Annotated in this window: 23 protein-coding genes; 5 read left to right on the top strand and 18 right to left on the bottom strand. The window is 58.4% G+C overall.

Features of this window, described 5'->3' with window-relative positions; translation table 11 throughout:
• Nucleotides 1–18 precede the first annotated feature (18 nt).
• From IAD09_01500 to IAD09_01485, 4 genes are all read right to left on the bottom strand, one after another.
• Complete coding sequence (locus tag IAD09_01500) at nucleotides 19–1,818, bottom strand: alpha-L-fucosidase (protein ID HIT80909.1); 1,800 nt, start codon at nucleotides 1,816–1,818, stop codon at nucleotides 19–21.
• Between the two features lie 97 nt (nucleotides 1,819–1,915).
• Nucleotides 1,916–3,712 (bottom strand): arginine--tRNA ligase, encoded by a 1,797-nt coding sequence (locus IAD09_01495; protein HIT80908.1) that lies wholly within the window; start codon nucleotides 3,710–3,712, stop codon nucleotides 1,916–1,918.
• A gap of 107 nt (nucleotides 3,713–3,819) precedes the next feature.
• Nucleotides 3,820–4,773 carry an N-acetylornithine carbamoyltransferase gene (locus IAD09_01490; protein ID HIT80907.1) on the bottom strand — a complete coding sequence of 318 codons (954 nt, stop codon included), beginning with the start codon at nucleotides 4,771–4,773 and terminating at the stop codon, nucleotides 3,820–3,822.
• 17 nt (nucleotides 4,774–4,790) lie between these two features.
• Nucleotides 4,791–6,041, bottom strand: a complete 1,251-nt coding sequence (locus tag IAD09_01485; GenBank protein ID HIT80906.1) for a glutamate-5-semialdehyde dehydrogenase — start codon at nucleotides 6,039–6,041, stop codon at nucleotides 4,791–4,793.
• A 127-nt stretch (nucleotides 6,042–6,168) separates the two neighbouring features.
• Here IAD09_01485 and IAD09_01480 point away from each other — a divergent pair, with 127 nt between their 5' ends.
• The 4 genes from IAD09_01480 to IAD09_01465 all read left to right on the top strand — a co-directional run bounded on the left by IAD09_01480 (nucleotide 6,169) and on the right by IAD09_01465 (nucleotide 11,446).
• Nucleotides 6,169–8,700: a hypothetical protein gene (locus IAD09_01480; GenBank protein ID HIT80905.1), complete on the top strand. Its 2,532-nt coding sequence runs from the start codon at nucleotides 6,169–6,171 to the stop codon at nucleotides 8,698–8,700.
• A gap of 118 nt (nucleotides 8,701–8,818) precedes the next feature.
• The gene (locus IAD09_01475) at nucleotides 8,819–9,901 is read left to right on the top strand and encodes an asparaginase (protein ID HIT80904.1); all 1,083 of its coding nucleotides are present in this window, start codon (nucleotides 8,819–8,821) and stop codon (nucleotides 9,899–9,901) included.
• Between the two features lie 308 nt (nucleotides 9,902–10,209).
• The gene (locus tag IAD09_01470; GenBank protein ID HIT80903.1) at nucleotides 10,210–10,644 is read left to right on the top strand and encodes an Hsp20/alpha crystallin family protein; all 435 of its coding nucleotides are present in this window, start codon (nucleotides 10,210–10,212) and stop codon (nucleotides 10,642–10,644) included.
• 55 nt (nucleotides 10,645–10,699) lie between these two features.
• Entirely contained in the window at nucleotides 10,700–11,446 is a 747-nt protein-coding gene (locus IAD09_01465; protein ID HIT80902.1) for an arginase family protein, read from the top strand.
• 191 nt (nucleotides 11,447–11,637) lie between these two features.
• On the opposite strand, the gene IAD09_01460 is transcribed toward IAD09_01465, so the two are convergent.
• From IAD09_01460 to IAD09_01420, 9 genes are all read right to left on the bottom strand, one after another.
• Nucleotides 11,638–12,330, bottom strand: a complete 693-nt coding sequence (locus IAD09_01460; protein HIT80901.1) for a WG repeat-containing protein — start codon at nucleotides 12,328–12,330, stop codon at nucleotides 11,638–11,640.
• 60 nt (nucleotides 12,331–12,390) lie between these two features.
• Nucleotides 12,391–13,149, bottom strand: coding sequence for a DUF5131 family protein (locus tag IAD09_01455; GenBank protein ID HIT80900.1), 759 nt, complete (start codon nucleotides 13,147–13,149; stop codon nucleotides 12,391–12,393).
• A gap of 85 nt (nucleotides 13,150–13,234) precedes the next feature.
• Nucleotides 13,235–14,707: a cysteine--tRNA ligase gene (locus tag IAD09_01450; GenBank protein ID HIT80899.1), complete on the bottom strand. Its 1,473-nt coding sequence runs from the start codon at nucleotides 14,705–14,707 to the stop codon at nucleotides 13,235–13,237.
• Nucleotides 14,708–14,821: 114 nt separating this feature from the next.
• Nucleotides 14,822–15,115: a DUF3467 domain-containing protein gene (locus tag IAD09_01445; GenBank protein ID HIT80898.1), complete on the bottom strand. Its 294-nt coding sequence runs from the start codon at nucleotides 15,113–15,115 to the stop codon at nucleotides 14,822–14,824.
• A gap of 16 nt (nucleotides 15,116–15,131) precedes the next feature.
• On the bottom strand, nucleotides 15,132–15,776 hold the full coding sequence (locus tag IAD09_01440) for a hypothetical protein (protein HIT80897.1): 645 nt from the start codon (nucleotides 15,774–15,776) through the stop codon (nucleotides 15,132–15,134).
• Nucleotides 15,773–16,450 (bottom strand): ABC transporter ATP-binding protein, encoded by a 678-nt coding sequence (locus tag IAD09_01435; GenBank protein HIT80896.1) that lies wholly within the window; start codon nucleotides 16,448–16,450, stop codon nucleotides 15,773–15,775. The genes IAD09_01440 and IAD09_01435 overlap by 4 nt, the downstream gene beginning before the upstream one ends.
• Nucleotides 16,447–17,163: a tRNA threonylcarbamoyladenosine dehydratase gene (locus tag IAD09_01430; GenBank protein HIT80895.1), complete on the bottom strand. Its 717-nt coding sequence runs from the start codon at nucleotides 17,161–17,163 to the stop codon at nucleotides 16,447–16,449. The genes IAD09_01435 and IAD09_01430 overlap by 4 nt, the downstream gene beginning before the upstream one ends.
• A gap of 14 nt (nucleotides 17,164–17,177) precedes the next feature.
• A complete protein-coding gene (locus IAD09_01425; GenBank protein ID HIT80894.1) occupies nucleotides 17,178–18,671 on the bottom strand; it encodes an acetyl-CoA hydrolase/transferase family protein in 1,494 nt (497 codons plus the stop codon).
• A 15-nt stretch (nucleotides 18,672–18,686) separates the two neighbouring features.
• Nucleotides 18,687–19,196 (bottom strand): hypothetical protein, encoded by a 510-nt coding sequence (locus IAD09_01420; protein HIT80893.1) that lies wholly within the window; start codon nucleotides 19,194–19,196, stop codon nucleotides 18,687–18,689.
• Nucleotides 19,197–19,502: 306 nt separating this feature from the next.
• On the opposite strand from IAD09_01420, the gene miaB reads away from it, so the two are divergent.
• Nucleotides 19,503–20,834, top strand: a complete 1,332-nt coding sequence (gene miaB, locus IAD09_01415) for a tRNA (N6-isopentenyl adenosine(37)-C2)-methylthiotransferase MiaB (protein HIT80892.1) — start codon at nucleotides 19,503–19,505, stop codon at nucleotides 20,832–20,834.
• A 161-nt stretch (nucleotides 20,835–20,995) separates the two neighbouring features.
• Here the strand turns inward: miaB and folK are convergent, their stop codons facing one another.
• From folK to IAD09_01390, 5 genes are read right to left on the bottom strand one after another with little or no spacing between them, the layout of a single operon-like run.
• A complete protein-coding gene (gene folK / locus IAD09_01410) occupies nucleotides 20,996–21,457 on the bottom strand; it encodes a 2-amino-4-hydroxy-6-hydroxymethyldihydropteridine diphosphokinase (protein ID HIT80891.1) in 462 nt (153 codons plus the stop codon).
• Between the two features lie 4 nt (nucleotides 21,458–21,461).
• Entirely contained in the window at nucleotides 21,462–22,511 is a 1,050-nt protein-coding gene (gene queA, locus IAD09_01405) for a tRNA preQ1(34) S-adenosylmethionine ribosyltransferase-isomerase QueA (protein HIT80890.1), read from the bottom strand.
• 3 nt (nucleotides 22,512–22,514) lie between these two features.
• Entirely contained in the window at nucleotides 22,515–23,255 is a 741-nt protein-coding gene (truB, locus tag IAD09_01400; protein ID HIT80889.1) for a tRNA pseudouridine(55) synthase TruB, read from the bottom strand.
• 48 nt (nucleotides 23,256–23,303) lie between these two features.
• Nucleotides 23,304–24,101, bottom strand: a complete 798-nt coding sequence (locus IAD09_01395; protein HIT80888.1) for an undecaprenyl-diphosphate phosphatase — start codon at nucleotides 24,099–24,101, stop codon at nucleotides 23,304–23,306.
• Nucleotides 24,098–24,397, bottom strand: coding sequence for a DUF3098 domain-containing protein (locus IAD09_01390; GenBank protein ID HIT80887.1), 300 nt, complete (start codon nucleotides 24,395–24,397; stop codon nucleotides 24,098–24,100). Before IAD09_01390 ends, IAD09_01395 begins: the two co-directional genes overlap by 4 nt.
• Between the last annotated feature and the right edge of the window lie 21 nt (nucleotides 24,398–24,418).

The following is a 24,418-nucleotide window of genomic DNA, read 5'->3' as shown; positions in this document are numbered from 1 at the left end:
TTCTTTCCGGGTGTTGCTTTACCGAGCGACCTCGACACGGAAGGTGGCGGTAATGCGGCACCGCCCGACCTCGGCGGGGCAACGGAGAATGAGCGCGTCGCGCGTCTGCCGCCACTCCACGGGGGCATCGCTGCCCAAGAGGGTGACTGCGGTAACTCGTGCCGCTTCGCGGGAAAGAGAGCGTATGACAAGCGTCTCACCGGCTCGGGGCACCTGCATGCAATAGGCATAGACGGCGCTGTCGGCTCCGAGGGTGAAGCGGAAATCGCCCGTCGTGAAAGGCACTTCGGCCTGGCGGCGTCCGAGTTTGCCACGGGGCGTCATCGTGGCCGGGGTCAGCGACGACTCACCCCACACGCGCCACGCCCGGCTGCCGTAGATACCGGCGGCATTGACCCGCACCCAGGCTCCTATCTCATGCAACATGTCGACGCAGGCCGAGTCGAGCGAACCGTCGGGGCGTATGGGTATGTTCACGGCGCAATTCCCGTCGCGCGACACACATTCGAGCAAGTAGCGCACCACCGACACGGCGTTGTAGTCGATGCCCTCGGCATAGAACCAGTCGCCCACGGGAGCCTCGCCTATCCACATCTGGTCGCGTTTGATGTCCTTGGGAACGGTGTTTTCAAAGGTCGTCACGATACCGCGGCGACCGGCCGGGTGGAACTTGACGATGCTGAACACGTCGACCTCGCCGTGCTTCTTCAACGCCCGGTTGTAGTACGAGGCGATGACCCGCTGGGCGGCATCGCTCTTGGTGCCGGTACCGGTGCGTATGCCGCAAAAGGGTTGCAGGGTGTTGCCGTCGGTGTAGATAAAGTCGGGGTCGTACTTCTCGATGGCGTCTTCGATGCGCAGGGCCCATTGCGTGGTGTACCAGCGGGCATAGTCCTGATGGCGGGTGAAGATGCCCTCTTCGGGACGGTTCACAAACTCGTCCATCGTCTTGTACTCCCGCAGGTTTATCCCGTAAAGCCATTGCAGGGGATAGGGTTCCCACCACCGGCCCTCGGCACTCTCGTAGACGAGGCGTCCGTCGTAGGGAACACCGGCATAGGGGCCGGTAGAGTCGCACTCAAAAGCCGTCTGCCACCACCACCAGGTGTACTCGTGATGGAAGGTGATGCCGAAGTGCATGCCCTGAGCCCGAATGGCAGCGGCCCACTCACCCAGCAGGTCGCGGTGCGGACCGATGTTGACCGCGTTCCACGGCTGGTAACGCGAGTTCCACAAGTCATAGTTGTCGTGATGCACTCCCAAGATAAAGAGGTAACGGGCTCCGGCCTCGTAGAAGAGTCGGGTATAGGCTTCGGGGTCGAGATGTTCGGGATTCCAGGTGCGCAGCACATCTTTGTAGCCCACCTGCGAGGGGTGGCCGTATTTTTCGAGATGGGCCTTGTAGGCGGGATAATCGCGTTGATAGAGCCGGCGGGCATACCAGTCGCCGCACTCTCCCACCGCCTGGGGGCCGAAGTGCACCCAAAAGCCGAACTTGGCCTGCCGCAACCACGCCACCTCATCGGGATAGGGGGCGCTGATGCTGTCCCACGTCGGGCCGAAAGGGCCACTCCACATGGGGAAATCGCTCTTCACCTCGGCATAATCACGACTGTCGCCGAGGGGTACCGAGGCAGCCGGAAGGGTATCGGGCAGAGGGGGTAAGGCCAGTGTCTCGGGCAGCAGCAGCGTGTCGGGTGCCATCGTGGGCGAAGGGGTGGCGTGTGCCACGGCTCCTGCCATCAGAAGGGGGAAAACAAATGTGGCTATGCGCAGGTGTTTCATGGTCGTGATAGGAAAAAGGTTAACGTGTGACAAACTTACGAATTTTCAACACAAGGAGCGCGGCCGGCACAAAAAAAAAACTCCGCCTCGTTGAGGCGGAGTTTTCAGAAATTATACCGAATGGCTGTTTTTACATGCGGTCGGGCACCTGAATGCCCAGCAGCGACATGGCCGTGCGCACGACCCGTGCCACCTGTGCCGAGAGCAGCAGGCGGAAGGCTTTGACCTCGGCATCGCTCTCGCGCAGAATCGAGAAGTCGTGGTAGAACTGGTTATACTCTTTCACCAGGTCGTAGGTGTAGTTGGCGATAAGGGCGGGGCTGTATTGCTTGCCGGCCTCGGCCACCACATCGGGGAAGGCCGCCAGGTTCTGAACGAGCGAAATCTCCTTGTCCGACAGGGTGATATGTGCCGAAGCCTCGGCAGGAACGGCGATTCCCTCATCGGCCGCCTTGCGTAGCACCGAGCAGATGCGGGCGTGGGTGTACTGGATAAAGGGCCCCGTGTTGCCGTTGAAGTCGATAGACTCCTTGGGGTTGAAGGTCATGTTCTTGCGGGGGTCGACCTTCAAGATAAAATATTTGAGAGCACCCAGTCCCACCATGGTCGACACGGCGTCGGCCTCTTCGGGCGTGCAGCCGTCGAGCTTGCCCAGCTCGGCCGATGTTTCACGGGCGGTATTCACCATCTCTTCGATGAGGTCGTCGGCGTCGACCACCGTACCTTCGCGCGACTTCATCTTGCCCTCGGGCAGCTCCACCATGCCGTAGGAGAAGTGCACAAGGTCGCGGCCCCACTTGAAGCCGAGACGGTCGAGGAGTATCGAGAGCACCTGGAAGTGGTAGTTCTGCTCATTGCCCACGACATAAATCATGCGGTCGATGGGATAGTCGCGGAAACGCAGCTTGGCCGTGCCGATGTCCTGTGTCATATACACCGACGTGCCGTCGGCCCGGAGCAGGAGTTTCTGGTCGAGCCCCTCGTCGGTGAGGTCGGCCCACACCGAACCGTCGTCCTTGCGGAAGAGCACGCCCTTTTCGAGCCCTTCGAGCACCTTCTCCTTGCCTTCGAGGTAGGTCTGCGACTCGTAATAGATTTTGTCGAAGTCGACACCGAGACGGCGGTAGGTCTCGTCAAATCCGGCATAGACCCAACTGTTCATCATCTCCCACACGCGGCGCACCTCGGCATCGCCGGCCTCCCACTTGCGCAACATCTCGCGCGCCTCGGCCATGAGGGGCGAAGCGGCTTCGGCCTCCTCCTTGGTCATGCCTTGTGCCTGCAACTCGGCCAACTCCTGCTTGTAGTGCTTGTCAAAGAGCACATAGAAGTCGCCGATGAGGTGGTCGCCCTTCTTGCCGGCCTTTTCGGGGGTGACACCCTCGCCCCACTTCTCCCACGCCAGCATCGACTTGCAGATGTGGATACCGCGGTCGTTGACGATGTTGGTCTTCACCACCCGGTTGCCGCAAGCCTGCATGATGCAGGCCAGGCTGTATCCCAGCAGGTTGTTGCGCACATGGCCCAGGTGCAGGGGTTTGTTGGTATTGGGCGAGGAGTACTCGATCATCACCAGCGGAGCATCGGGAGCCACTTCGCGCACACCGTAATGGGGTGCGGCGGCGATGGCGTTGAGCTGGCTCACCCAGCAGGCCGGGGCGATGACCAGGTTGAGAAATCCCTTCACCACATTGTACGAGGCGACCAGCTCGGGGTGTTGGGCCTTGATGTACTCGCCTATCTCGGTGGCCGTTGCCTCGGGCGACTTGTGCGAGGCTTTGAGGAAGGGGAAGACCACCAGCGTGAGGTTGCCTTCAAACTCTTTTTTGGTCTTCTGCAAGCCCAGGGCTTCGGGGGCTACCTTCGTCCCATACAGGGTTTCGAGGGCAGCCGAGAGGGCTTGTGCTATTTGATTTTCGACTTTCATAATTTCTTGTTTAGGATTTTACACTCTCCCGCCCCGGCAGGCGACAGCCTGGTCGGGAGCGGGCAAAGGTACGACTTTTCGGGCGAAATGCGAAGCGGTGTCGCGGGTCAAAGGCTTTCGAGAATCTTTTTCAGGACGACCTGCGCCGAGATTTCGCGGTTGGCGGCTTCGGGAATGACAATCGACTGCGGGCTCTCGATGACCTCGTCGGTCACAATCATGTTGCGGCGCACGGGCAGGCAGTGCATGAAGTAGGCGTTGTTGGTCAGCGCCATCTTCTCGGCGTCGACGGTCCAGGAGCGGTCGGTGTTGATGACCTTGCCGTAGTTGGGGTCGGTATAGGCCGACCAGTTCTTGGCATAGATGAAGTCGGCGCCCTCGAAAGCCTTGCGCTGGTCATACTCCACGCGGGCTTTTCCCACGAAGCGGGGGTCGAGCTCATAGCCTTCGGGGTGGGTGATGACAAAGTCATAGTCGGTCTCGTTTATCCACTCGGCAAACGAGTTGGCCACGGCCTGCGGCAGCGCCTTGGGGTGAGGAGCCCAGGTGAGCACGACCTTGGGACGCGGGGTCTTCTTGTACTCCTCGATGGTGATGAGGTCGGCAAAACTTTGCAGCGGGTGACGGGTGGCCGCCTCCATGCTGAACACGGGGCGTCCCGAGTACTGGATAAACTGCGAGATGATTTTCTCTTCGTAATCATCGGCCTTGTTTTCAAAACGGGCAAAGGAGCGCACGCCGATGACGTCGCAGTAGCAGCCGATGACGGGAATGGCTTCGAGCAGGTGCTCGGTCTTGTCGCCGTCCATGATGACGCCGCGTTCGGTTTCGAGCTTCCAGGCGCCCTGGTTGATGTCGAGCACGATGACGTTCATGCCGAGGTTCATGGCCGCCTTCTGGGTACTGAGGCGGGTGCGCAGGCTCGAATTGAAGAAAATCATGATGAGCGTCTTGTTCTTTCCCAGATGCTGGTAGGCAAAACGGTCGGCCTTCACGGCGAAAGCCTCTTGCAGGGCGGCGTTCAGGTCGCCCAGGTCTTTGACAGAAGTGAAATGTCTCATATCGGAATGTTTTTTTGTTATTTTCGCACTTGTCCGTTTCCGGTAACAATATATTTGTAGCTGGTAAGCTCGGGCAGAGCCATGGGCCCGCGGGCGTGGAGCTTCTGGGTGCTGATGCCTATCTCGGCACCGAAGCCGAACTGGCCGCCGTCGGTAAAGGCGGTCGACACGTTGGTGTAGACGCAGGCGGCATCGACCTCGCGGGTGAAGCGGGCGCAGGCACCGGTATCTTCGCTCACGATGCACTCGCTGTGCTGCGAGGAGTAGCAGGCGATGTGTTGGAGGGCGCCGTCGAGCGAATCGACGGTTTTCAGGGCCATCTTGTAGTCGAGGAACTCGGTGCCGAAGCTATGGTCGTCGGCCGGCCGCAACAACGCCTCGGGATAGGCTCCTTGCAGGGCGGCAAGAGCCGGCCCGTCGGCATAGATGGTGACATTTTTCCCGGCCAGCGGAGCGCAGAGGGCGGGCAGGTCGGCGAGCCGCTCGCGGTGCACGATGAGGCAGTCGAGGGCGTTGCACACCGACACGCGGCGGGTCTTGGCGTTGAACACGATGTCGCGCCCCTTTTCGAGGTCGCCGGCGCGGTCGAAATAGGTGTGGCACACACCGGCCCCGGTCTCGATGACCGGCACCTTGGCATTTTGCCGCACAAAGTCGATGAGCCCCTTGCTGCCCCGGGGAATGATGAGGTCGACATAGCCCGAGGCTGTCAACAACTCGTTGATAACCTCGCGGTCATTGGGAAGTAAAACCACTGTGTTCGAGTCGATTCCATGTTTTACCAACACACTGTTGATAACCTCGACAATCGCGGTGTTGGAGAAGTGGGCGTCGCTCCCGCCTTTGAGCACGCAGGCACTGCCGGCCTTGAAGCAGAGCGAGAAGACATCGAAGGTCACGTTGGGACGCGCCTCGTAGATAATTCCTATCACGCCGAACGGTACCGACACCTTGCGAATGGCCATGCCGTTGGGACGCTCCCACTCGGCGAGCACCCGTTCCAGCGGCGAGGGCAAGCCGGCCACGCGGCGCATGTCCGAGGTGATGTCGGCCAGTCGCTGCCGGGTCAGCTGCAAACGGTCATACTTGGGGTTGTTCTTGTCCATGAGGGCAAGGTCGCGGGCATTCTCCGACAAGATGTGTTCGGCCCGGGCATCGGTTGCATCGGCGACATCGAGCAGTACGGCATTGATGCGCTCCTCATCGAACAGGTTGAGCCGGCGCGAAGCCACCCGCACCTGTTCGAGACGGGAAAGAAGTGTAGACATATTATCGCGATTTTGTGCAAATGTAGCAAAAAGCGTCGGCATAAAGGTCTTTTTCGTTTCGTTTTTTCAGAATGAAGGGATTATGATGAATTTTATCCCTATCTTTGAATGTATTTATCCGGGAATCATGAAAAAAACACGCCTTCTTTTATCGGCACTCTTGTGTGCAGCCACCCTGTCGGCACAGTATCCCTACCAAGCCACCGACCCCGACGACCCCATATATTTCGACGGCAAGACCGTCATCTACCACACCGACACCATCACGCTCGGCCCAAAGACCTTCTTTATCGACGGCTCGCTGCCCGACACCATAAGCCGTGTCTGTCGCTACGTCTACACCTCGGTGCAAGAGGCCGTCGGTCACCTGACTCCCGGAACGGCCGACGACCCCATGAAACTCTATTTCGCCCCGTGGGTGTACTGGGTCGACGACCCCGACGACCCGTCGGTGCGCCGGCCGCAGCAGGGCAGCACGCCCTATGGCCTTATCGTACATTGCGACGGCCTTCATCTCAAAGGGCTCACCGACGACCCGTCGAAAGTGGTCTTGGCGGGCAACCGGGGGCAGACGATGGGAGCGGTAGGCAATTTCACGCTCTTCTATTTCGACAGCGACGAGGTAACCTGCGAGAATCTCACCCTGGGAAACTACTGCAACGTCGACCTCGACTATCCGCTCCGCCCCGAGCTGAACCGCCCCCGACGCGGCAGCGCCATCGTGCAGGCACAACTGGCCATCTGCAACAGCGACCGCGTGTTCTGCCGGAATGTCCGCTTCATCAGCCGGCTCAACCTGTGCAATTTCGCCGGTGCCAAGCGCGCCCTGTTTCTCGGGTGCCACATGGAGTGCACCGACGACGCCCTGTGCGGGACGGGCGTGTATAAGGACTGCACGCTCGAATTTTATGCCCCGCGGCCTTTCGGACATACCGAGGGGAACGGTGCCGTGTTTCTCCACTGCGACATAACCTCGATGAGCCGGGGCACGCAATACTTCGTCAAGTCAAGAGGGCCGGTTGCCGCCATCGACACCCACATACACGGCGAGCATGTCAGAGATTGCAACTGGCGCGACTTTCCCCTGCGCGAAGAGCGCTACTACCATGCCGGGCTCCGTTTCAACGGCAGCCCCTGTCCCATGGGAAGCAACTCCCCCGAAACGAGCATCGACCTCACCGGGAAACCGCTGCTCGATGCCTACCGCATCGTCGTGGGGGGAGACACGATATATAACCTATATAACCTCCTGCGGGGCGACGACGATTGGGACCCCTGCCACACCCGGGAACAGATTGTCGCCGTCGGGAAACGGCTGCAACGCGACCTGACCGACATTCCCACGAAGATGTGGATAGCACCGACCCGTGAAACCATCGAAACGGGACAGGAAGGCATCACCCTGGCTGCGACGGCCGCCCGGCCGGGTTGCAAGCCCCGGGCCATCGGACAGCTCTCTTGGAGCCTTTCGCCCGAAGACTCGGCCTATGTGCGCATCACACCGTCGCCCGACAAGGGCAGCTGCCGGGTCGAGTCGATACACGACCGCGACGAAGTGCGGGAAGTGGCCGTGACAGCGTCCACGCCCGAAGGTCTTTGTGCGGCCGCCATCGTCCATGCCCGCCCCCGCACGCTCCCCGCTCCCGCTTTTGTCGACAAGCCCCGCATCGCATATGAAAACGGGACATTGCACCTGCATTATACCCTCGACTCCGAACGGGAAGATTTGTCGTCGGTGACGTGGTACCGATGCTCCGACAAGTCGGGCCGCAACGCCATTCCCGTGGCGGCGTCGAACCTGGGCAAGCCGCTCTGCTCCTACCGCCTTTCGGCCGGAGACAAGGGCTGCTATCTGATGGCCGCCGTCACACCCCGGAATATCCGCTGCAAAGCGGGGGAGGAATACCGGGTCATATACGGGCCCGTCAAGTCGAGAAGGATAACCGACGACGCATCGTCGCTCACCACCGACTTTTCGACCCTGCCCACGACGCAGCAGTTGAGGTTGCTTCCGGGATTCTGGACGCTCGACGGGTACAAGCCGGCCGATACCCAAGATTATGACTGGACGGTCGATAACTCCCAAGACCATTGGTATTACGGCCACGGCGTAAACGGTGCCCGTGAGGGTCGGGGTCTGGTGCAAAGCCGCGTGGGAGCCCGCCTACGGTACACACCCGTGGGCGACCGCTTCGGCGACATGAAGGTAGAGCTTGTCGCGTCACCGGCCAAGACGGCCGGACAAGGCTTTGCCAGTGCGCGGCAGCAGTATCTCGACCTGTTTATCAAGTTCGACCACACCACGCTCTCGGGATATGCCCTACGGCTGATACGCACCACGAAATATGGCGACGCCATTGATTTCCTCTTCGTCAAATATGACCACGGCACGGTAACACCCATCGGCGAGCCGGTCACCTCGTCGTGTTTCAGGACACCTTGCCGCATCACCCTCGAAGCAACGGGGCAGCGGCTGCGCGCCACGGCCCACACCGATGCGACATACTATGTCCTGCCGGGACGCCCCGAGGTGAAACTCTCGGTCGAAATGGAGACGGAAATAGAGCCGAACGATTTCGGCGGGGTCGGCGTGCAACATACCGGGACGGTCGACGGCGGCGCCACGCAACTCAACTTTTTACGGGTAGAGTGGGAATAAATAGACAAAACAACCGAAAAAACCGGGTTCTCTTTACAAAAACACAGTCAATAAGAGAGGATACCGGTGAATTTTGGCTATTTTTGTAGCAAAATTCAACCCTATCCTTTTGACAGCCATGACGACCGAGACTTCACTCCCCTCAGTCCTGCTCATCTACACCGGTGGCACCATCGGCATGATACGCAACCCCGAAACCGGAGCATTGGAGAGCTTCACGTTCGACCACCTCGTGCAGCACATTCCCGAGCTGAAACAGATACAATGCCACATCTCCTCGGTGCAGTTCAATCCGCCCATCGACTCGTCCGACATGGATCCGCAACTGTGGGTCGAGCTGGCGCGCATCATCTACGACAACTACGACCTCTTCGACGGTTTCGTGGTGCTGCATGGCTCCGACACGATGGCCTACACGGCCTCGGCCATGAGCTTCGCCCTCGAAAACCTCGCCAAGCCGGTCATCTTCACCGGCAGCCAGCTCCCCATCGGCGTGCTGCGCACCGACGGCAAGGAAAATCTCATCACGGCCATCGAAATCGCCATGGCCAAACGCCCCGACGGCAGCCCCATGGTGCCCGAGGTGTGCATCTTGTTCCAAGACCAGCTGCTGCGAGGCAACCGCACCACCAAAGTCAATGCCGAGAACTTCAACGCCTTCTGCTCCCACAACTACCCCAATCTGGCCGACGTGGGCGTGCACATCAACTACTATACCCGCCGCATACTGCCGCCCCCGGCACCCGAGAAGGCCCTCAAACCGCACTTCCTCTACGATACCAACGTCATCGTGCTCACCCTCTTCCCGGGCATACAGGAACGCATCGTCACCGAGGTGCTGAAAATGGAAGGGCTGAAAGCCGTCGTGATGAAAACCTTCGGCACGGGCAACGCCCCGCAACGGGAATGGTTTGTCAAGGCCGTACGCGATGCAACGCAGCGCGGCCTGGTCATCATCAACATCACCCAATGCCCGTCGGGCTCGGTCGACATGAAACGCTACGAAAACGGACGCCAGCTCCTCGAAGCCGGGGTCACCAGCGGTTATGACAGCACGGTCGAAGCCGCCGTCACCAAACTCATGTTCCTGCTGGGACACGGCTACTCGACCGACGAGGTGCGCCGCCTGATGAACATGTCGCTCGTGGGCGAAATCACCCTCGAAAGCGACCGCCCCCTGCAACAGGAATCATTCAGCTGACAAAGCCCTCCTCCCCCGTCAGGGACACCGAAAGACCCAATCCACACACTTGCCGGGGCGACTTCGATGGAGGTCGCCCCGGCTCGTTACGCACCCGACACCGCACGCCGGGGGAAAATCGTGAAATTTTGACAGTCGGGAGGCGAAATTTTGTCATTATCTATTTGATAATAAAGACATTTTGTCCACAATCGCCCGTTTTCTCCCTTGGCACGGACTTTGCATATCTGTTGGTGATTTCGGTTCACAAAAAGAGCCGGAGTCACCACAAAAACGATTGTTAAACATTAATTATAGGAGATTATATTATGGTACCCATGATGAGAAAAAACCAAGGTTGGTTGCCCGACATTTTCAATGATTTCTTCAATACCGAATGGATGGAAAAAGCCAACGCTACCGCTCCGGCCATCAATGTAGTCGAACACGATAACGGATATGCCGTAGAAGTAGCCGCCCCCGGTATGACAAAAGACGATTTCAACGTACACCTCGACGAAGATGGCAACATCTCCATCACGATGGAAAAGAAATCGGAGAACAAAGAAGAAAACAAGAAAAACGGTCACTACCTGCGTCGCGAATTTTCATACAGCAAATTCCAGCAGACAATGGTTCTCCCCGACGATGTCGACAAAGAAAAAATATCGGCTTCGGTAAAAGACGGCGTCTTGACGATTGACCTTCCCAAGTTGCCGAAAGAAGAGCCGGTAAAACGGTCGAAACAAATCGAAATCAAATAACACACCAACCGGAACAGGCTTCCGCTTAAAAGCGGGAGCCTGTTTTTTTGTTCCCATGAAACGCTCGCTCGTCATACTCAATTTTACCCACGCCTACGAAACACAACCGTTCCTGCGCCGCTACCCTGCCTCATGGGTCGACTGCACCGGCCTGCAAGGGACCGACTGCTATTGCAGCCCCGAATCCTACGGGAAACTGCAAGAGCTCCTCGCCCCGTTTTCGCCCGAGGGACTGCATCTCATCGACTCGGGCGACTACCACTATGTAACCAAGTTGTGGACCGACAAAATCGACCAGCCCTTCTCCCTCGTGCTTTTCGACCATCACCCCGACATGCAGCCTACCCTCTTCGACGAACTGCTCTCGTGCGGCTGCTGGGTGCGCACCATGCTCGACACCAACCCGCTCCTGCAAAAGGTGTGCATCATCGGTGCCAACGAAACGTTGAAAAACGAAATCGAGGGATATGACAAACGGTTGATTTTTTTCAGCGAGCAATCGCTCGAATCGGCAAAGGCGTGGCAATTTTTCTCGGAAAGGCACATTCACGAGCCGCTCTACCTCTCGGTCGACAAGGACGTGTTGTCGCCTCACTTCGCCACGACCAACTGGGACCAAGGCTCGATGACCCTGCCGCAACTCGAATCGCTCCTGCACATCATCATGGCCAACGACACCATCGTAGGCATCGACGTGTGCGGGGAGCTGCCGCCCTATCTGAGCCAGGCGGGCGACGACACGGCAATAAACGAAAAGAGCAACCGCAACCTCATCGAGTTCATCGGGAAATATGCCGTGTAAGAAACCCGCGGGCACGGCACCTCAATCGCAAACCTCGGAGCGGCGGAAAAAGGGAGGGCAATCATTTTTCCCGGATACATGCCCCATCATCGCCCCCCGGCCTTTCTTGCCGAGAACATCTCACCGGTCAATGCCGACACAAAGAAAAAGGGCCGTGTCGGAGATTCACTTCCGCACACAGCCCCTCGGTATCAATACATCACATCTTGCTGTCGCACCCACTCGGTCGCATCGCTTTTCGACGAGAACCATTTTCCGGTATTGTCGATATAACCCCAGCGACCGTTCATCTTCACGCGGGCCAGCCCGTCGACAAAAGCCCAAGCCTCGTCATACTGGCAGGGAATGACAATGTCGCCGTTCTTGTCGATGTAGCCATATTTCCCGCTCAGTTTTATGCGGGCCAAATCTTCGGAGAAGAACCACAACGCCTCAAAGCGGGCAGGAATGACATAACGGCCCGACTTGTCGATGGTACCATACTTTCCGGCCACCTTCACCTTGGCCTGGCCGTTGGAGAAAGCCCACACATTGTCATACCGGCAGGGAATGACCAGCTCGCCGGCCTTGTCGATAAACCCCCATTTGCCGTCGATTTTCACACTGGCCAGACCTTGGGAGAAAGAACCGGCCATGTCGAAGCCGGCAGCAATTTCGAGCCGCCCCTTCGGGTCGATGTAGCCTGCCATGCCGTCGATGACCACGACGGCAAGCCCTTCGGAGAAATTGAAGGCACGGTCATATTGGGCGGGAATCACGATTTTTCCCGACTTTTCCTTGTAGCCGAACTTCCCGTCGCGATCGCGATAGGGATAGATTTCCTGCCCCGCCAAATCGATGGAGAGAAACAGAAGAAGAAAGAGAGCCATGCATGTGTTTTTCATAATCGTCGTTTTAGGAGGACGACCCAATATCGGCATTTTTAGCGACAAAAACAAGAATTTTCACCCAAAAAGCGAGGGCGGCCCCGCTGCCGGGGCGACTCCGGGGGGTGTGAAGTCGATGCCGGCCCTACGGGCCTGGGCATGCTGCAACAGCCGGGGCACGGCGTAGTGCCGCCCCTCCTTGTAGAAGTTCGCCCCCGTCTGCTTGAAGGCAAACGCCACACCGGCCTCGACACACTGGCGGCGCAGGTCGAGTACCCACTCATAGCGACAGGGACGGGCATCGGGCCCCGACTCACCGCCCGCAATCACCTCGTCGACGGCCGGCGAAAGGTAGGGCGAGAGGTCGACGGGGCCGAGAAGCGGTTCGCACACGATGATGCGACGGGCCAACGGCGCGGCCAGGTAAAAGGGAAGGCGATAGTCGGCTCGGTCCTGGTTCTCGACGGTGCAACAAAGGGTGACATGGGGATAGCCGTCGCCCCAGTCCGACGGGAGACAGGAGCGCAAGCGGTCGATGCGTTTGGTGACGATGAAAAAGTGCAGGTCGCGGCGACGGCTTATCATCGCCCACGCCTCGGGCCGCCACGGGTCGGCGTCGGAGAGCAGGAAATCGGACGAGAAACAGGTATAGACCGTCTCACCCGACGGGATTTTGTACCGACCGTCGCGCTGGCGGCGCACAGGCAGGTCGTAGTCGCGGGTAAGGCTCACCTGCGAACTGTCGCGGCCATGCCGGCTGTCGATGCGGTAGACGTAACAGTGGCGGCACCCTTCGCTTATCTTGTGGCAACCGTGCCACGGATTCCATTGCGCCATAATGCGGATTACAAAAAAAACGGCAAACGCCGGCCACGGGAGCCCCCTTGTGTGACCGGCGTTGTGCGAGATAATGAGACAGCGTTTATTTCAACTTCCATTCGGTACCTTCCTTGGTATCTTTTATCTCGAAACCGATGGCACCGAGACGGTCGCGGATAAGGTCGGAAGTGGCCCAGTCCTTGCGGCTCTTGGCTTCGCGGCGCACTTCGAGCAGCAGGTCGACGGCCTTTTCAAAAGGTTCGGTCGAAGCTCCGCTCTCGGTCTCGTCGAGACGCATGCCGAGAATGTCGAAGAGGAAAGTCGAATAGGTGCTGCGCAACTCTTCCAAGTCGGCCTCGCTGATGGTGGCATGGCCCGAGAGTATGGTGTTGATGGCACGCACGGCATCGAAGAGGTGCGAGATGACGATGGGGGTATTGAGGTCGTCGTTCATGGCCTCGTAGCAACGCTCGCGCAGCCCCTTGACCTCGGCCGTGGTCTCGGCCGAAGGCACGATTTTGCCCAAGTTGCGCCACCCCTCGGCCAAGCGGGACCAGCCCTTCTCGGCGGCTTGCAGGGCCTCGTTGCTGAAATCGAGCGTGCTGCGGTATTGGGCTTGCAGGATAAAGAAACGTATCGTCATCGGGGCATAAGCCTGGGTGAGCAACGGGTGGTTGCCGGTGAAGAACTCATCGAGGGTGATGAAGTTGCCGAGCGACTTGCCCATCTTCTTCCCGTTGATGGTAATCATGTTGTTGTGCAGCCAGTAACGCACCGTTTCGTGCCCCTGTGCGGCGACCGACTGGGCTATCTCGCACTCGTGGTGGGGGAAGAGCAGGTCCATGCCGCCACCGTGTATGTCGAACGTCTCTCCGAGGTACTTGGTGCTCATGGTCGAGCATTCGAGGTGCCAGCCGGGGAATCCGTCGCTCCACGGCGAGGGCCAGCGCATGATGTGTTCGGGGGCGGCTTTCTTCCAAAGGGCGAAGTCGAAGGTGTTGTGTTTCTCGCTCTGCCCGTCGAGCTCACGGGTGGTTCCCAGCAGCTCGTCGATGTTGCGTCCCGAGAGTTTGCCGTAATGATGGTCCTTGTTGTATTTGGCCACGTCGAAGTAGACCGACCCTTCGCTCTCGTAGGCATAGCCGTGGTCGAGAATCTTCTTGATGTACTCTATCTGCTCGATGATGTGACCCGAGGCATGGGGCTCGATGCTGGGGGGCAACACGTTGAGCGCTTCGACGGCCTTGTGGTAGCGGTTGAGGTAATACTGCACGACCTCCATGGGTTCGAGCTGTTCGAGACGGGCTTTCTTGGCGATTTTGTCTTCTCCCTCGTCGGCATCGTTTTCGAGGTGTCCCACATCGGTGATGTTGCGCACATAACGCACCTTGTAGCCGAGATGTTTCAGGTAGCGAAACACCAGGTCGAAGGTGATGGAGGGACGGGCATGTCCCAAATGGGCATCGCCATAGACCGTGGGACCGCAAACATACATGCCCACATAAGGCGGATTGAGGGGGACAAACTCTTCCTTGCGGCGGGAGAGGGTGTTATAAATGGTGAGTTTTTGTTCCATTGTACTACGGGTTTAAAATACAAATGTAGTCATTCTCGACAAAGAATCAAAACACGGCCGGCAAAAATCGGGCACACGGGTTCCCGGGGCCGGTCGCCTCGGCAGGAAATGGCCTCATGCCTCGCCGCCGGGAACGATAAAGGGTGTGGCGGGCGGCGTCTCGACATTGATTTTGCCGAACTGCTTTTCATATTTCACGATATTGTCTTCGAGGGCGAAGAGCAGGCGTTTGGCATGCTCGGGCGTGAGCACGATGCGCGCTTTGACGTGGGCTTTGGGCATGCCGGGGAGTATGCGTATGAAATCGGCGACAAACTCCGAGGAAGAGTGGCTGATGACCGCCAGATTGGCATAGATGCCTTCGGCGACTTCGGGGGTGAGTTCTATCTGCAATTCTTTCTTTTCCATTGTATGTGTGATTTTATTATTCGTTCCTTAATACAAACTGCCGGCTTCCTCCGAGGTTGGAGGTATTGATGCGCACACGCACCACGGGAGAGAGCGGCCTCGGCAACAGGTAGGAGGCGTAGCCCGAGGCGTAGTATCCCGGGGCGTCGCCCCGGGTGTCGTGGAGCAGTTGCAAGTCGAGGGTATCGCCCCCGACGCGAGGCAGGAGGGCGACCATCGCGAGACTGTGTGAGAGGTCGTGATACTCTATCATGTAACGCACATTGACATAGCCTCCGCTGCACCATACCGAGGTGAGATAGATGGGGTCGTCGGCCAAAGTCTCCACGGCTTCCCGGGAGAGCTCCTCGATTTTTCCTCCCGTCACGGGGGCGATGGAGGTCTGCAAGTCGATGTCGAGCCGGCGGTCGGTGATTTCACCCACGGGAGAATAGCCGATGAGCACCCGCTCGTCGATGGGCATGAGGTCGGCCGCAAGAGCCTCCCGCGGACAGAGCAACACCGTATCGTCGCGCAGGAAGAGGAGTTGGCCATCGTCGTGCCGGCAAGTCACCAGGTCATATCGGAAATGGGTGAGGTCGAGCCCCTCCTCCCCGTGGTCGCAGGCGGTACAGAACAGCGACAGCATGACGCCGAACAGGAGGAGAAAAGAAAATTTCATCGGGCTTCGGGATTTGAGGTTTGAGCCACGATGCGGCCGTCGCAAAGCTCTATCATGCGGTCGGAAAGGCGCGCCAGGGTCTCATCGTGGGTGACGATGAGGAACGTGTGGCCAAACTCCCGGCGCAGGTCGAAGAAGAGGTTGTGCAACTCGGTCTTGTTCTGGGTGTCGAGACTGCCCGACGGCTCGTCGGCAAGGACAACGTCGGGACGGTTCACCAGCGCGCGGGCCACGGCGACACGCTGCTTCTCGCCCCCCGAAAGCTGCGCCGGCTTGTGCGACATGCGGTCGCCCAGCCCCAGGAAATCGAGCAGGCCGGCAGCCCGCCGGCGGGCTTCGGTGCGGTTTTCGCGGGCAATCAGGGCGGGTATCATGACATTTTCGAGGGCGGTAAACTCGGGCAACAGCTGGTGAAACTGGAAGACAAAACCGATGTGGCGGTTACGGAAGGCCGACAGTTCCTTTTCGCGCAAATCGAAAACCGCCCGGCCGTCGATGAGAATCTGTCCGGCATCGGGCTTTTCGAGCGTTCCCACGATTTGCAGCAGGGTGGTCTTTCCGGCTCCGCTGGCGCCGACGATCGACACGATTTCGCCGCGCCCGACCGTGGCATCGATGCCTTTCAAGACTTCGAGCCGGCCGAAACTTTTGTGTATGTTCTTGATTTCTATCATGCTTCCGATAATTGGCGTATCACATAGGCGGCCAGGTAGCAACCAAACACGGCCGGGAGATAGGAGACCGTGCCCACGAGCGAGCGTTTGTTGCGCTCGCCATCGGTGGAACGCACGGCCGAGGCGACCGGCTGTTCCGTGGAGAAGACAACCTCTACCCCGCTGTCGATTCCCTGCGCACGCAGGCGCCGTCGCACCTCACGCGCCAGCCCGCAACGGCAGGTTTTCGAGATGTCGGCATAGGCCACGGCCGCCGGGTCGAGACGCGCACCGGCCCCCATCGACGAAATCACGGGCACCCGACGGCGCACACAAGCGGCCAGCAGGGCGGTTTTGGGAGCCAGCGTGTCGATGGCGTCGACAACAAAGTCATAGCGTGCATCGAGAAGCGCCTCCACGTCATCGGCTTCGAGATAGCGGCAGAGGGTGTGCAGGCACAGACGGGGATTGATGTCGGTGAGACGCTCGCCGAGCACCTCGACCTTGGGTCGCGCCAGGGTCGAATGCAACGCCACCAACTGACGGTTGATGTTGGTCTCCTCGACCACATCGGCATCGAGCAAGGTGATGCGACCCACGCCCGCCCGCACAATCATCTCGGCGGCATAGGCTCCCACGCCGCCCACGCCCACGACAAGCACATGGGCGTTTTGCAGCCGGGACAGCGGCTCTTCTCCCAGCAGGAGAGAGGTACGCGACAACCACTCCTCCATCGTCGGCCGGGGAATTATTTATATGCGGCAAACGACGTCTGCGCCATGTCGCCCGAACGGAGGAACTCTTCGTGGAAGGCGTACGCGGCGGGAAGACAGTGCGGCGTATGACTTTTTTTCCCGAGAGAAAGATATTCTCGCAGCAGGGGGCGATACATGGGGTGTGCACAATTTTCGATGATGAGCTCGGCACGTTCACGAGGATTCTTGCCCCGCAAATCGGCCACGCCATATTCCGTAACAATCACGTTGACGGAGTGTTCACTGTGGTCGAGATGCGAAACCATGGGCACGATGGCGCTGATTTTGCCGCCCTTGGCCACCGAGGGGCAGGTAAATATCGAGATGTAGGCGTTGCGGGTGAAGTCGCCCGAACCGCCGATACCGTTCATCATCTTGGTACCGGTGACATGGGTACTGTTCACGTTGCCGAAGATGTCGGCTTCGAGGGCGGTGTTGATGGTGATAAGTCCCATGCGGCGCACCAACTCGGGGTTGTTGCTGATTTCACCGGGACGCAACACGATCTTGTCGCGGAAGAAGTCGAGATTGCCATACACCTCCTGCATCACCTTGTCGCTCACCGTGAGCGAACAACTGCTGGCAAAGGTGCAACGCCCTTCTCGCAAAAGGCCGATGACCGAGTCCTGTATCACCTCGGTATACATCTGGAAAGGCGGGATATGGGGGTTCTTGCCGAGGAATCCCAACACGGCATTGGCAATGTTGCCCACGCCCGACTGTATGGGCAGGAATTCCTGGGGGATAAGGCCGGCTTGAAGCTGCGCGGTGAGGAAGTCGCTCACGTTGCGGCCGATGCTCATCGTCACCTCATCGCTCGGGGCAAACTCCTTCACGCCGTCGGGGAGATTGGTCTCGACGATGCCCACAATCTTGGCCGGGTCGACTTGGATATAGGGCACACCCACGCGGTCGGAGGGGCGATAGACGGGTATCTCGCGACGATAAGGGGGGTCGGCCGGCTGGTAGATGTCGTGGAAACCGGCCAACTCTTTGGGGTTATGGGCATTGAGTTCGATGATAATCTTACCGGCCAACTGGCATACGGTAGGGGCGATACCCACACCGGGACCGAGGTAAATTTTCCCGTCATCGGTCACCGACGAAGCCTCGATGACGGCCACGTCGATTTTTCCCAGGAAACCATAGCGCAACATCTGGGCCAACTCCGAAAGATGCACGTCGCAATAAGAAATCTCCCCCGCGTTGATGGCCGCCCGCGAATCGGGACACGACTGGTAGGGGGTGCGAAATTTGATGGCTTTGGCGCGTGCCAAAGCTCCGTCGAGATGGTCACTGGTCGATGCTCCGGTGAAGACACCGATGCGGAAAGGCCGGCCGGCGGCATGTTCTTCTTCGGCACGGCGGGCAATGGCTTCGGGAACCACCTTGGGAGTTCCTGCGGCAGTAAATCCGCCAAAGCCCACGTTATCATCATTCTTTACATGCAAAGCGGCCTCTTCGGCCGAAATTACTTTAAAACTCATACTTGTATTGTCTTTCTAATATTTCCGATTTAATATTTCCGATGCAATAACGGCTTTCCGCCACTCCTCGATGGTCATTTCGGGGCGCGATTCTTCATTCGCGTCGGCCTCGGCAGGAGGCGGCACCACAGGAGTCCCGCCATATTCGGCCCCGGTTGCCGGGGCAACGGCTTCGGGCTTGGCCTGCGAGACTTTTCGCAAAAACGACTCGCGGGCTTCGCGTGCCGGCTTGGAGGCCTGCGACAACTCTCCCGGGAGGAACGGAGCGGGCTTCTTTTTGACGGGAAGCGGCTCGGCAGGAGCGGGGGCGGTTTGTCTTGCAACGCCTTTCTTCTCACGGAGCGAAGGCATCTCGCCCTGCAACAGCCGCAACAATTCATCGTCACCGATTGGCAACGCCTCTTGCTCGTCCTCCAACGCACGAGACGACTGCTGCGACTCTTCACGCTGCTTGCGGGCGCTCTTCACCAGCGAATATCCGACATAGCCAAAAATAAGTATCAGATAAACCCACAGATTATCCATCGCTTTTTTGTATTTTTGTCCGTGTAAAATTACATATTGTCTCTTGAAAAACAAAATTCCTGCCTACACAAAAAATTTAGGGCGGTTTCACAACCACCCTAAACGAATTTAACCTAAACCTTAACTATGAAAAAATTTCATATGAAGTTACGGCAAAGATAATAATTTTCTTTCTAATGCAAACTTTTTAGAGCATTTTTTCATAAAAAAGCCTTCAAATCATTGAAAAAATAAGGAAATTCGAATAAATATTCTTCCTGTAAAAGTTTTTTGTCATATTTGCCCCCTCATCATAAAAACGTGCCCATGAACGAAAAAAAACTCTTTATCGAGACATACGGTTGCCAAATGAACATGGCCGACAGCGAAGTGGTCGCCTCCATCATGAAGATGGCCGGTTATGCCTTGTGCGACAACATCGAAGAGGCCGACGCCATTTTTGTAAACACCTGCTCGATACGCGACAATGCCGAGCAACGGGTTGTCTCCCGCCTGCAATATTTCAACTCGCTGCGCCGCAAAAACCGGCGCCTCATCGTGGGCGTGCTCGGCTGCATGGCCGAACGGGTGAAAGAGTCGCTCCTGAGCGAACACCACGCCGACCTCGTCGTAGGCCCCGACGCCTACCTCGACCTGCCCCACCTGGTGGCCTCGGTCGAGAACGGCGAGAAAGCCATCAACGTGGAACTCTCGACCACCGAAACCTACAAGCAGGTGATTCCCACCCGCATCGGTGCCAACCGCATATCGGGCTTCATCTCCATCATGCGGGGCTGCAACAACTTCTGTTCCTACTGCATCGTGCCCTACACCCGCGGCCGCGAACGCAGCCGTGAGCCCGAAAGCATCTTGCAGGAGTTGCAAGAACTGCGCCGCCAAGGCTTCAAGGAGGCCACCCTGCTGGGACAGAACGTCAACTCCTACCACTTCACCGAGGCCGACGGCCGCGTCATCAACTTCCCCGCCCTGCTCGCCATCGTGGCCGAAGCGGCTCCCGACATGCGCATACGCTTCACCACCTCGCACCCCAAAGACATGAGCGACGAGACCCTGCGCACCATCGCCCGGTATCCCAACCTGTGCCGCCACATACACCTGCCGGTGCAGTCGGGCAACAACCGCATTCTCGCCCTGATGAACCGCAAATACACGCGCGAATGGTACCTCGACCGCATTGCCGCCATACGCCGCATACTGCCCGACTGCGGCATTTCGAGCGACCTCTTTGCCGGCTTCCACTCCGAGAGCGAAGCGGAGTTTGAAGAGACCCTCTCGCTCATGCGCGAAGTGGGATTCGACAGCTCGTTCCTCTTCAAATACTCCGAACGCCCCGGCACCTACGCCGCCCGCAACCTGCCCGACGACGTGCCCGAAGAGGTGAAGATAGAGCGCCTGCAACGCATGATCGACCTGCAAAACGACCTCTCGCTCGAAAGCAACCGTCGCGACATAGGCCGCACCTTCGAGGTGCTCGTCGAGGGTTTCTCGCGCCGCTCCCGCGAACAGCTGTGCGGCCGCACGCAACAAAACAAGATGGTGGTCTTCCCCCGCACCGAAGACGTCAAGGCCGGCGACCTCGTGCCCGTGCGCATCACCGAAGCCTCCTCGGCCACCCTCCTCGGTGAAGTGGTGGCCTGACCTCACCTCCCTCCTCACGAGGCTCACCCCCCCCGGCAGGGAGTCACGGCACCTACCGATGCAGGAAAGGGGGTCCGACCTCCTCCGTAAGACAATCCCCGCCCCAAACAAGATGATTGTTTGGGGCGGGGATTGTCATATCCACAGGGAAAAACAGGCTCTCAGAGCTCCGCGAGGAGCTGCGACACACTCTTCCGCAACAGGGGGTGAAGCAACGCCGGGGCAATTTCGCAAAGGGGTTCGAGGACAAACCGCCGCAGATGGAGCCGGGGGTGCGGCAGGGTGAGAGCCGGCGTGTCGAGCACGGCATCGCCCACAAAAAGCAGGTCGATGTCGATGGTGCGGTCGGCATACCGGCCGTCGACACTTTTGTGCGTGCGACCCAGGTCGCGCTCGATGCGCTGCGTCACGGCAAGCAGGATTTCGGGAGAGAGGGTGGTTTCGAGAGCGAGAGCCACGTTGAGAAAACGATGCGGCGAGGAGAATCCCCACGGCTCGGTCTCGTAAAGCGACGAGAGAGCCGTCACGGGGCCGGCCTCGACCGTAAGAGCGGCGACCGCCTCCTGTATGAGCCGGAGGCGGTCGCCGAGATTGGAGCCGAGCGACAGGTAGGCGGTGGCCATAAGGTCAGAGAATGAGCATGGCGTCGCCGTACGCGCCGAAATGATACCCCTCTTTGAGGGCCGTCTCGTACGCCTCAAAGACCAGTTCATATCCGCCGAAGGCGGCCACCATCATGAGCATGGTCGAATAGGGCATGTGGAAATTGGTGACGAGACTGGTGGCAACGGTGAAGTCGTAAGGCGGGAAAATAAACTTGTTGGTCCAGCCGTCATACGGTTTCATGTGACCGTCGGTGCTGACGGTGCTCTCGATGGCTCGCATCACCGAGGTACCCACGGCGCACACATGGCGTGCCTCGTCCTTGGCATGGTTGACAATCTCCACCATCTCGGGGGTGACAATCATCTGTTCCGAGTCCATCTTGTGCTTGGTAAGGTCCTCGACATCGATTTCGCGGAAGTTGCCGAGTCCCGAATGGAGGGTGAGGAACGCCGAGTCGATGCCCTTTATCTCCATGCGTTTCATCAATTCGCGGCTGAAATGGAGGCCGGCGGCAGGGGCCACGACGGCGCCTTCGTTGCGGGCGAAGATGGTCTGATAACGTTCAAAGTCTTCGGGTTCCGAGGGACGGTTGATGTAACGGGGAAGAGGCGGCTCACCGAGTTTGTAGAGCGCCTCCTTGAACTCTTCGTGCGTACCGTCGAAGAGGAAACGCAGCGTGCGACCTCGCGAGGTGGTGTTGTCGATTACCTCGGCCACCATCGAGTCGTCCTCGCCGAAATAGAGTTTGTTGCCGATGCGGATTTTGCGGGCAGGGTCTACCAGCACGTCCCACAGGCGATGTTCTTCGTTGAGCTCGCGCAGGAGGAAAACCTCGATTTTGGCGCCGGTTTTCTCCTTGTTTCCATAGAGCAGGGCGGGAAACACGCGGGTATCGTTGAAGACGAAAAGGTCGTGTTCGTCGAAATAGTTGATAATCTCCTTGAAGATGCAATGCTCTATCGTACCGGTTTTGCGATTGACCACCATGAGGCGCGACTCGTCGCGGTTTTTGGCCGGATACTTGGCAATCTGCTCTTCGGTGAGTTTGAACTTGAACTGCGATAACTTCATATCTTATTCGGTTTGTTGATTTTTCGATTCTTCGGCGGGAGGGATTTCGGCCTGCCGGGCAAGCGACTCGGCAACGACGCGGTCGATGTCGTCGACCGAGAGGCAACGGTCGAGGGTCACATCGCCCACCCGGGTGCGCACCAGCCCTATGAGGTGTGCGCCGCTGCCCAATGCCTCGCCCAGGTCACGGGCCAAGGCGCGTATGTAAGTGCCCTTGCTGCACACGATGCGTATGCGCAAGGTGTCGGGGGTGAAATCGAGCAACTCTATTTCGTCGATGACCAACTCTTTGGGTTTGAGCTCCACGGCCTGCCCCTTACGGGCCATTCTGTAAGCCCGGCGGCCATCGACCTTGCAGGCCGAGAAAGCCGGCGGTACCTGGCTGATGGTGCCGACAAAGCGGGTCAACGTCTGCTCCACCAACTCACGGGTGATGTGCCCGGTGGGATAGGTGGCATCGATTTCGGTTTCGAGGTCGTGCGACGGTGTCGTGGCGCCGAGGCGCAGGGTGGCAACATATTCTTTGGTCTGATACTGGAAACTCTCGATGAGCTTTGTGGCCTTTCCCGTGCAGACAATCATGACACCCGAAGCCAGCGGGTCGAGCGTGCCGGCATGTCCTACCTTGATTTTTTTGAGGCCGTAGGCACGGGATATGGTGTTGCGCAGCGTCTTCACGAGCTTGAACGAGGTCCAATGCAACGGCTTGTCGAAATATAATATCTCCCCTTCTTGAAAATCCATCTTCTCTTTTCTAAATCATAGCTCCCCCGGGAGGAGCCGTTCACAGGTTCAGGCCAGCAACGAATGGCCGATGCAGAAGGCGGCCATGAGCACACAATAGAGGGCAAACCACACGAGCTTGCCGTTCTGCACCAAACGGAGCATCCATTTGCAGGCCACGCAGCCCGAGACAAAAGCAGCCAGGAATCCGACAATCATGGCCGAGACGGAAATTCCCGATTCGGCCGGAGAGAACTCCCCCTTCATCAGTTCGAGGAGAGCCTCGCCGAGTATGGGGATTATCACCATGAGGAACGAGAAACGGGCCACCTGTTCTTTCTTGTCACCCAGCATGAGGCCGGTGGCAATCGTCGTACCCGAACGAGAGAGTCCCGGCATCACGGCACAGGCTTGCGCCAGACCGATGATGATGGCGTCCTTGTAGGAAATTTTCTCTTTCCGGCGGGGACGGGCATAGTGGGCAAAGGTGAGCAACAACGCCGTGACGAGAAGCATGATGCCGACAACGAGCAGGCCGTTGCCGAAAACACTCTCAACCTCTTCCTTGAAGAAGAGCCCCACGATGCCCACGGGAATCATCGAAAGGAAAATCTTGGCCACATACTGTGTCTCTTCGTTCCAGCGAAAACGGAACACACCGGCAAAGAGCCCGGCAATCTCGCGCCACAACACCACCAGCGTGCTGCACACCGTGGCGGCATGCACCACCACGGCGAAAGTGAGGTTGTCGCTACCCTGGATACCCAAGAGGGTGTTGGCTATTTCGAGATGCCCGCTGCTGCTCACGGGAAGGTATTCGGTGAGACCCTGCAAGAGTCCCAGCCACAAAGCGTCGAGCCACGTCATTCTTTATCGGTATTATGTTTTTTTTCGGGGTCCTTGTAGAGAATGGCAAACACCATGAAAACAAATCCGAGGAAGGAAATCGTCGGAGCCAGGACGATGCGCCGGAAACTGAAAATGTCGGGATTGTAATGCTCGGGAGTGGAACCGGGGCCGGCCATCAACACAAAGCCTATGATAATCACGGCGAAGGCTGCGGCAATCAACTTCAAGTTGCTACGTCCGAGGGCAAAAAGCCGGGGGTCGGTTTTTTCTGTTTTTTTCCCGGTGAGGGGAGAAACGACTCTTCCTGTTTTCATTTTTATTCGATTACGAGTTTA

Source organism: Candidatus Caccoplasma merdavium, from assembly GCA_018715595.1.
Classification (GTDB): domain Bacteria; phylum Bacteroidota; class Bacteroidia; order Bacteroidales; family UBA11471; genus Caccoplasma; species Caccoplasma merdavium.
Note: the sequence above shows the minus strand (reverse complement) of the source record. Positions and strands in the feature narration are given on the sequence as shown.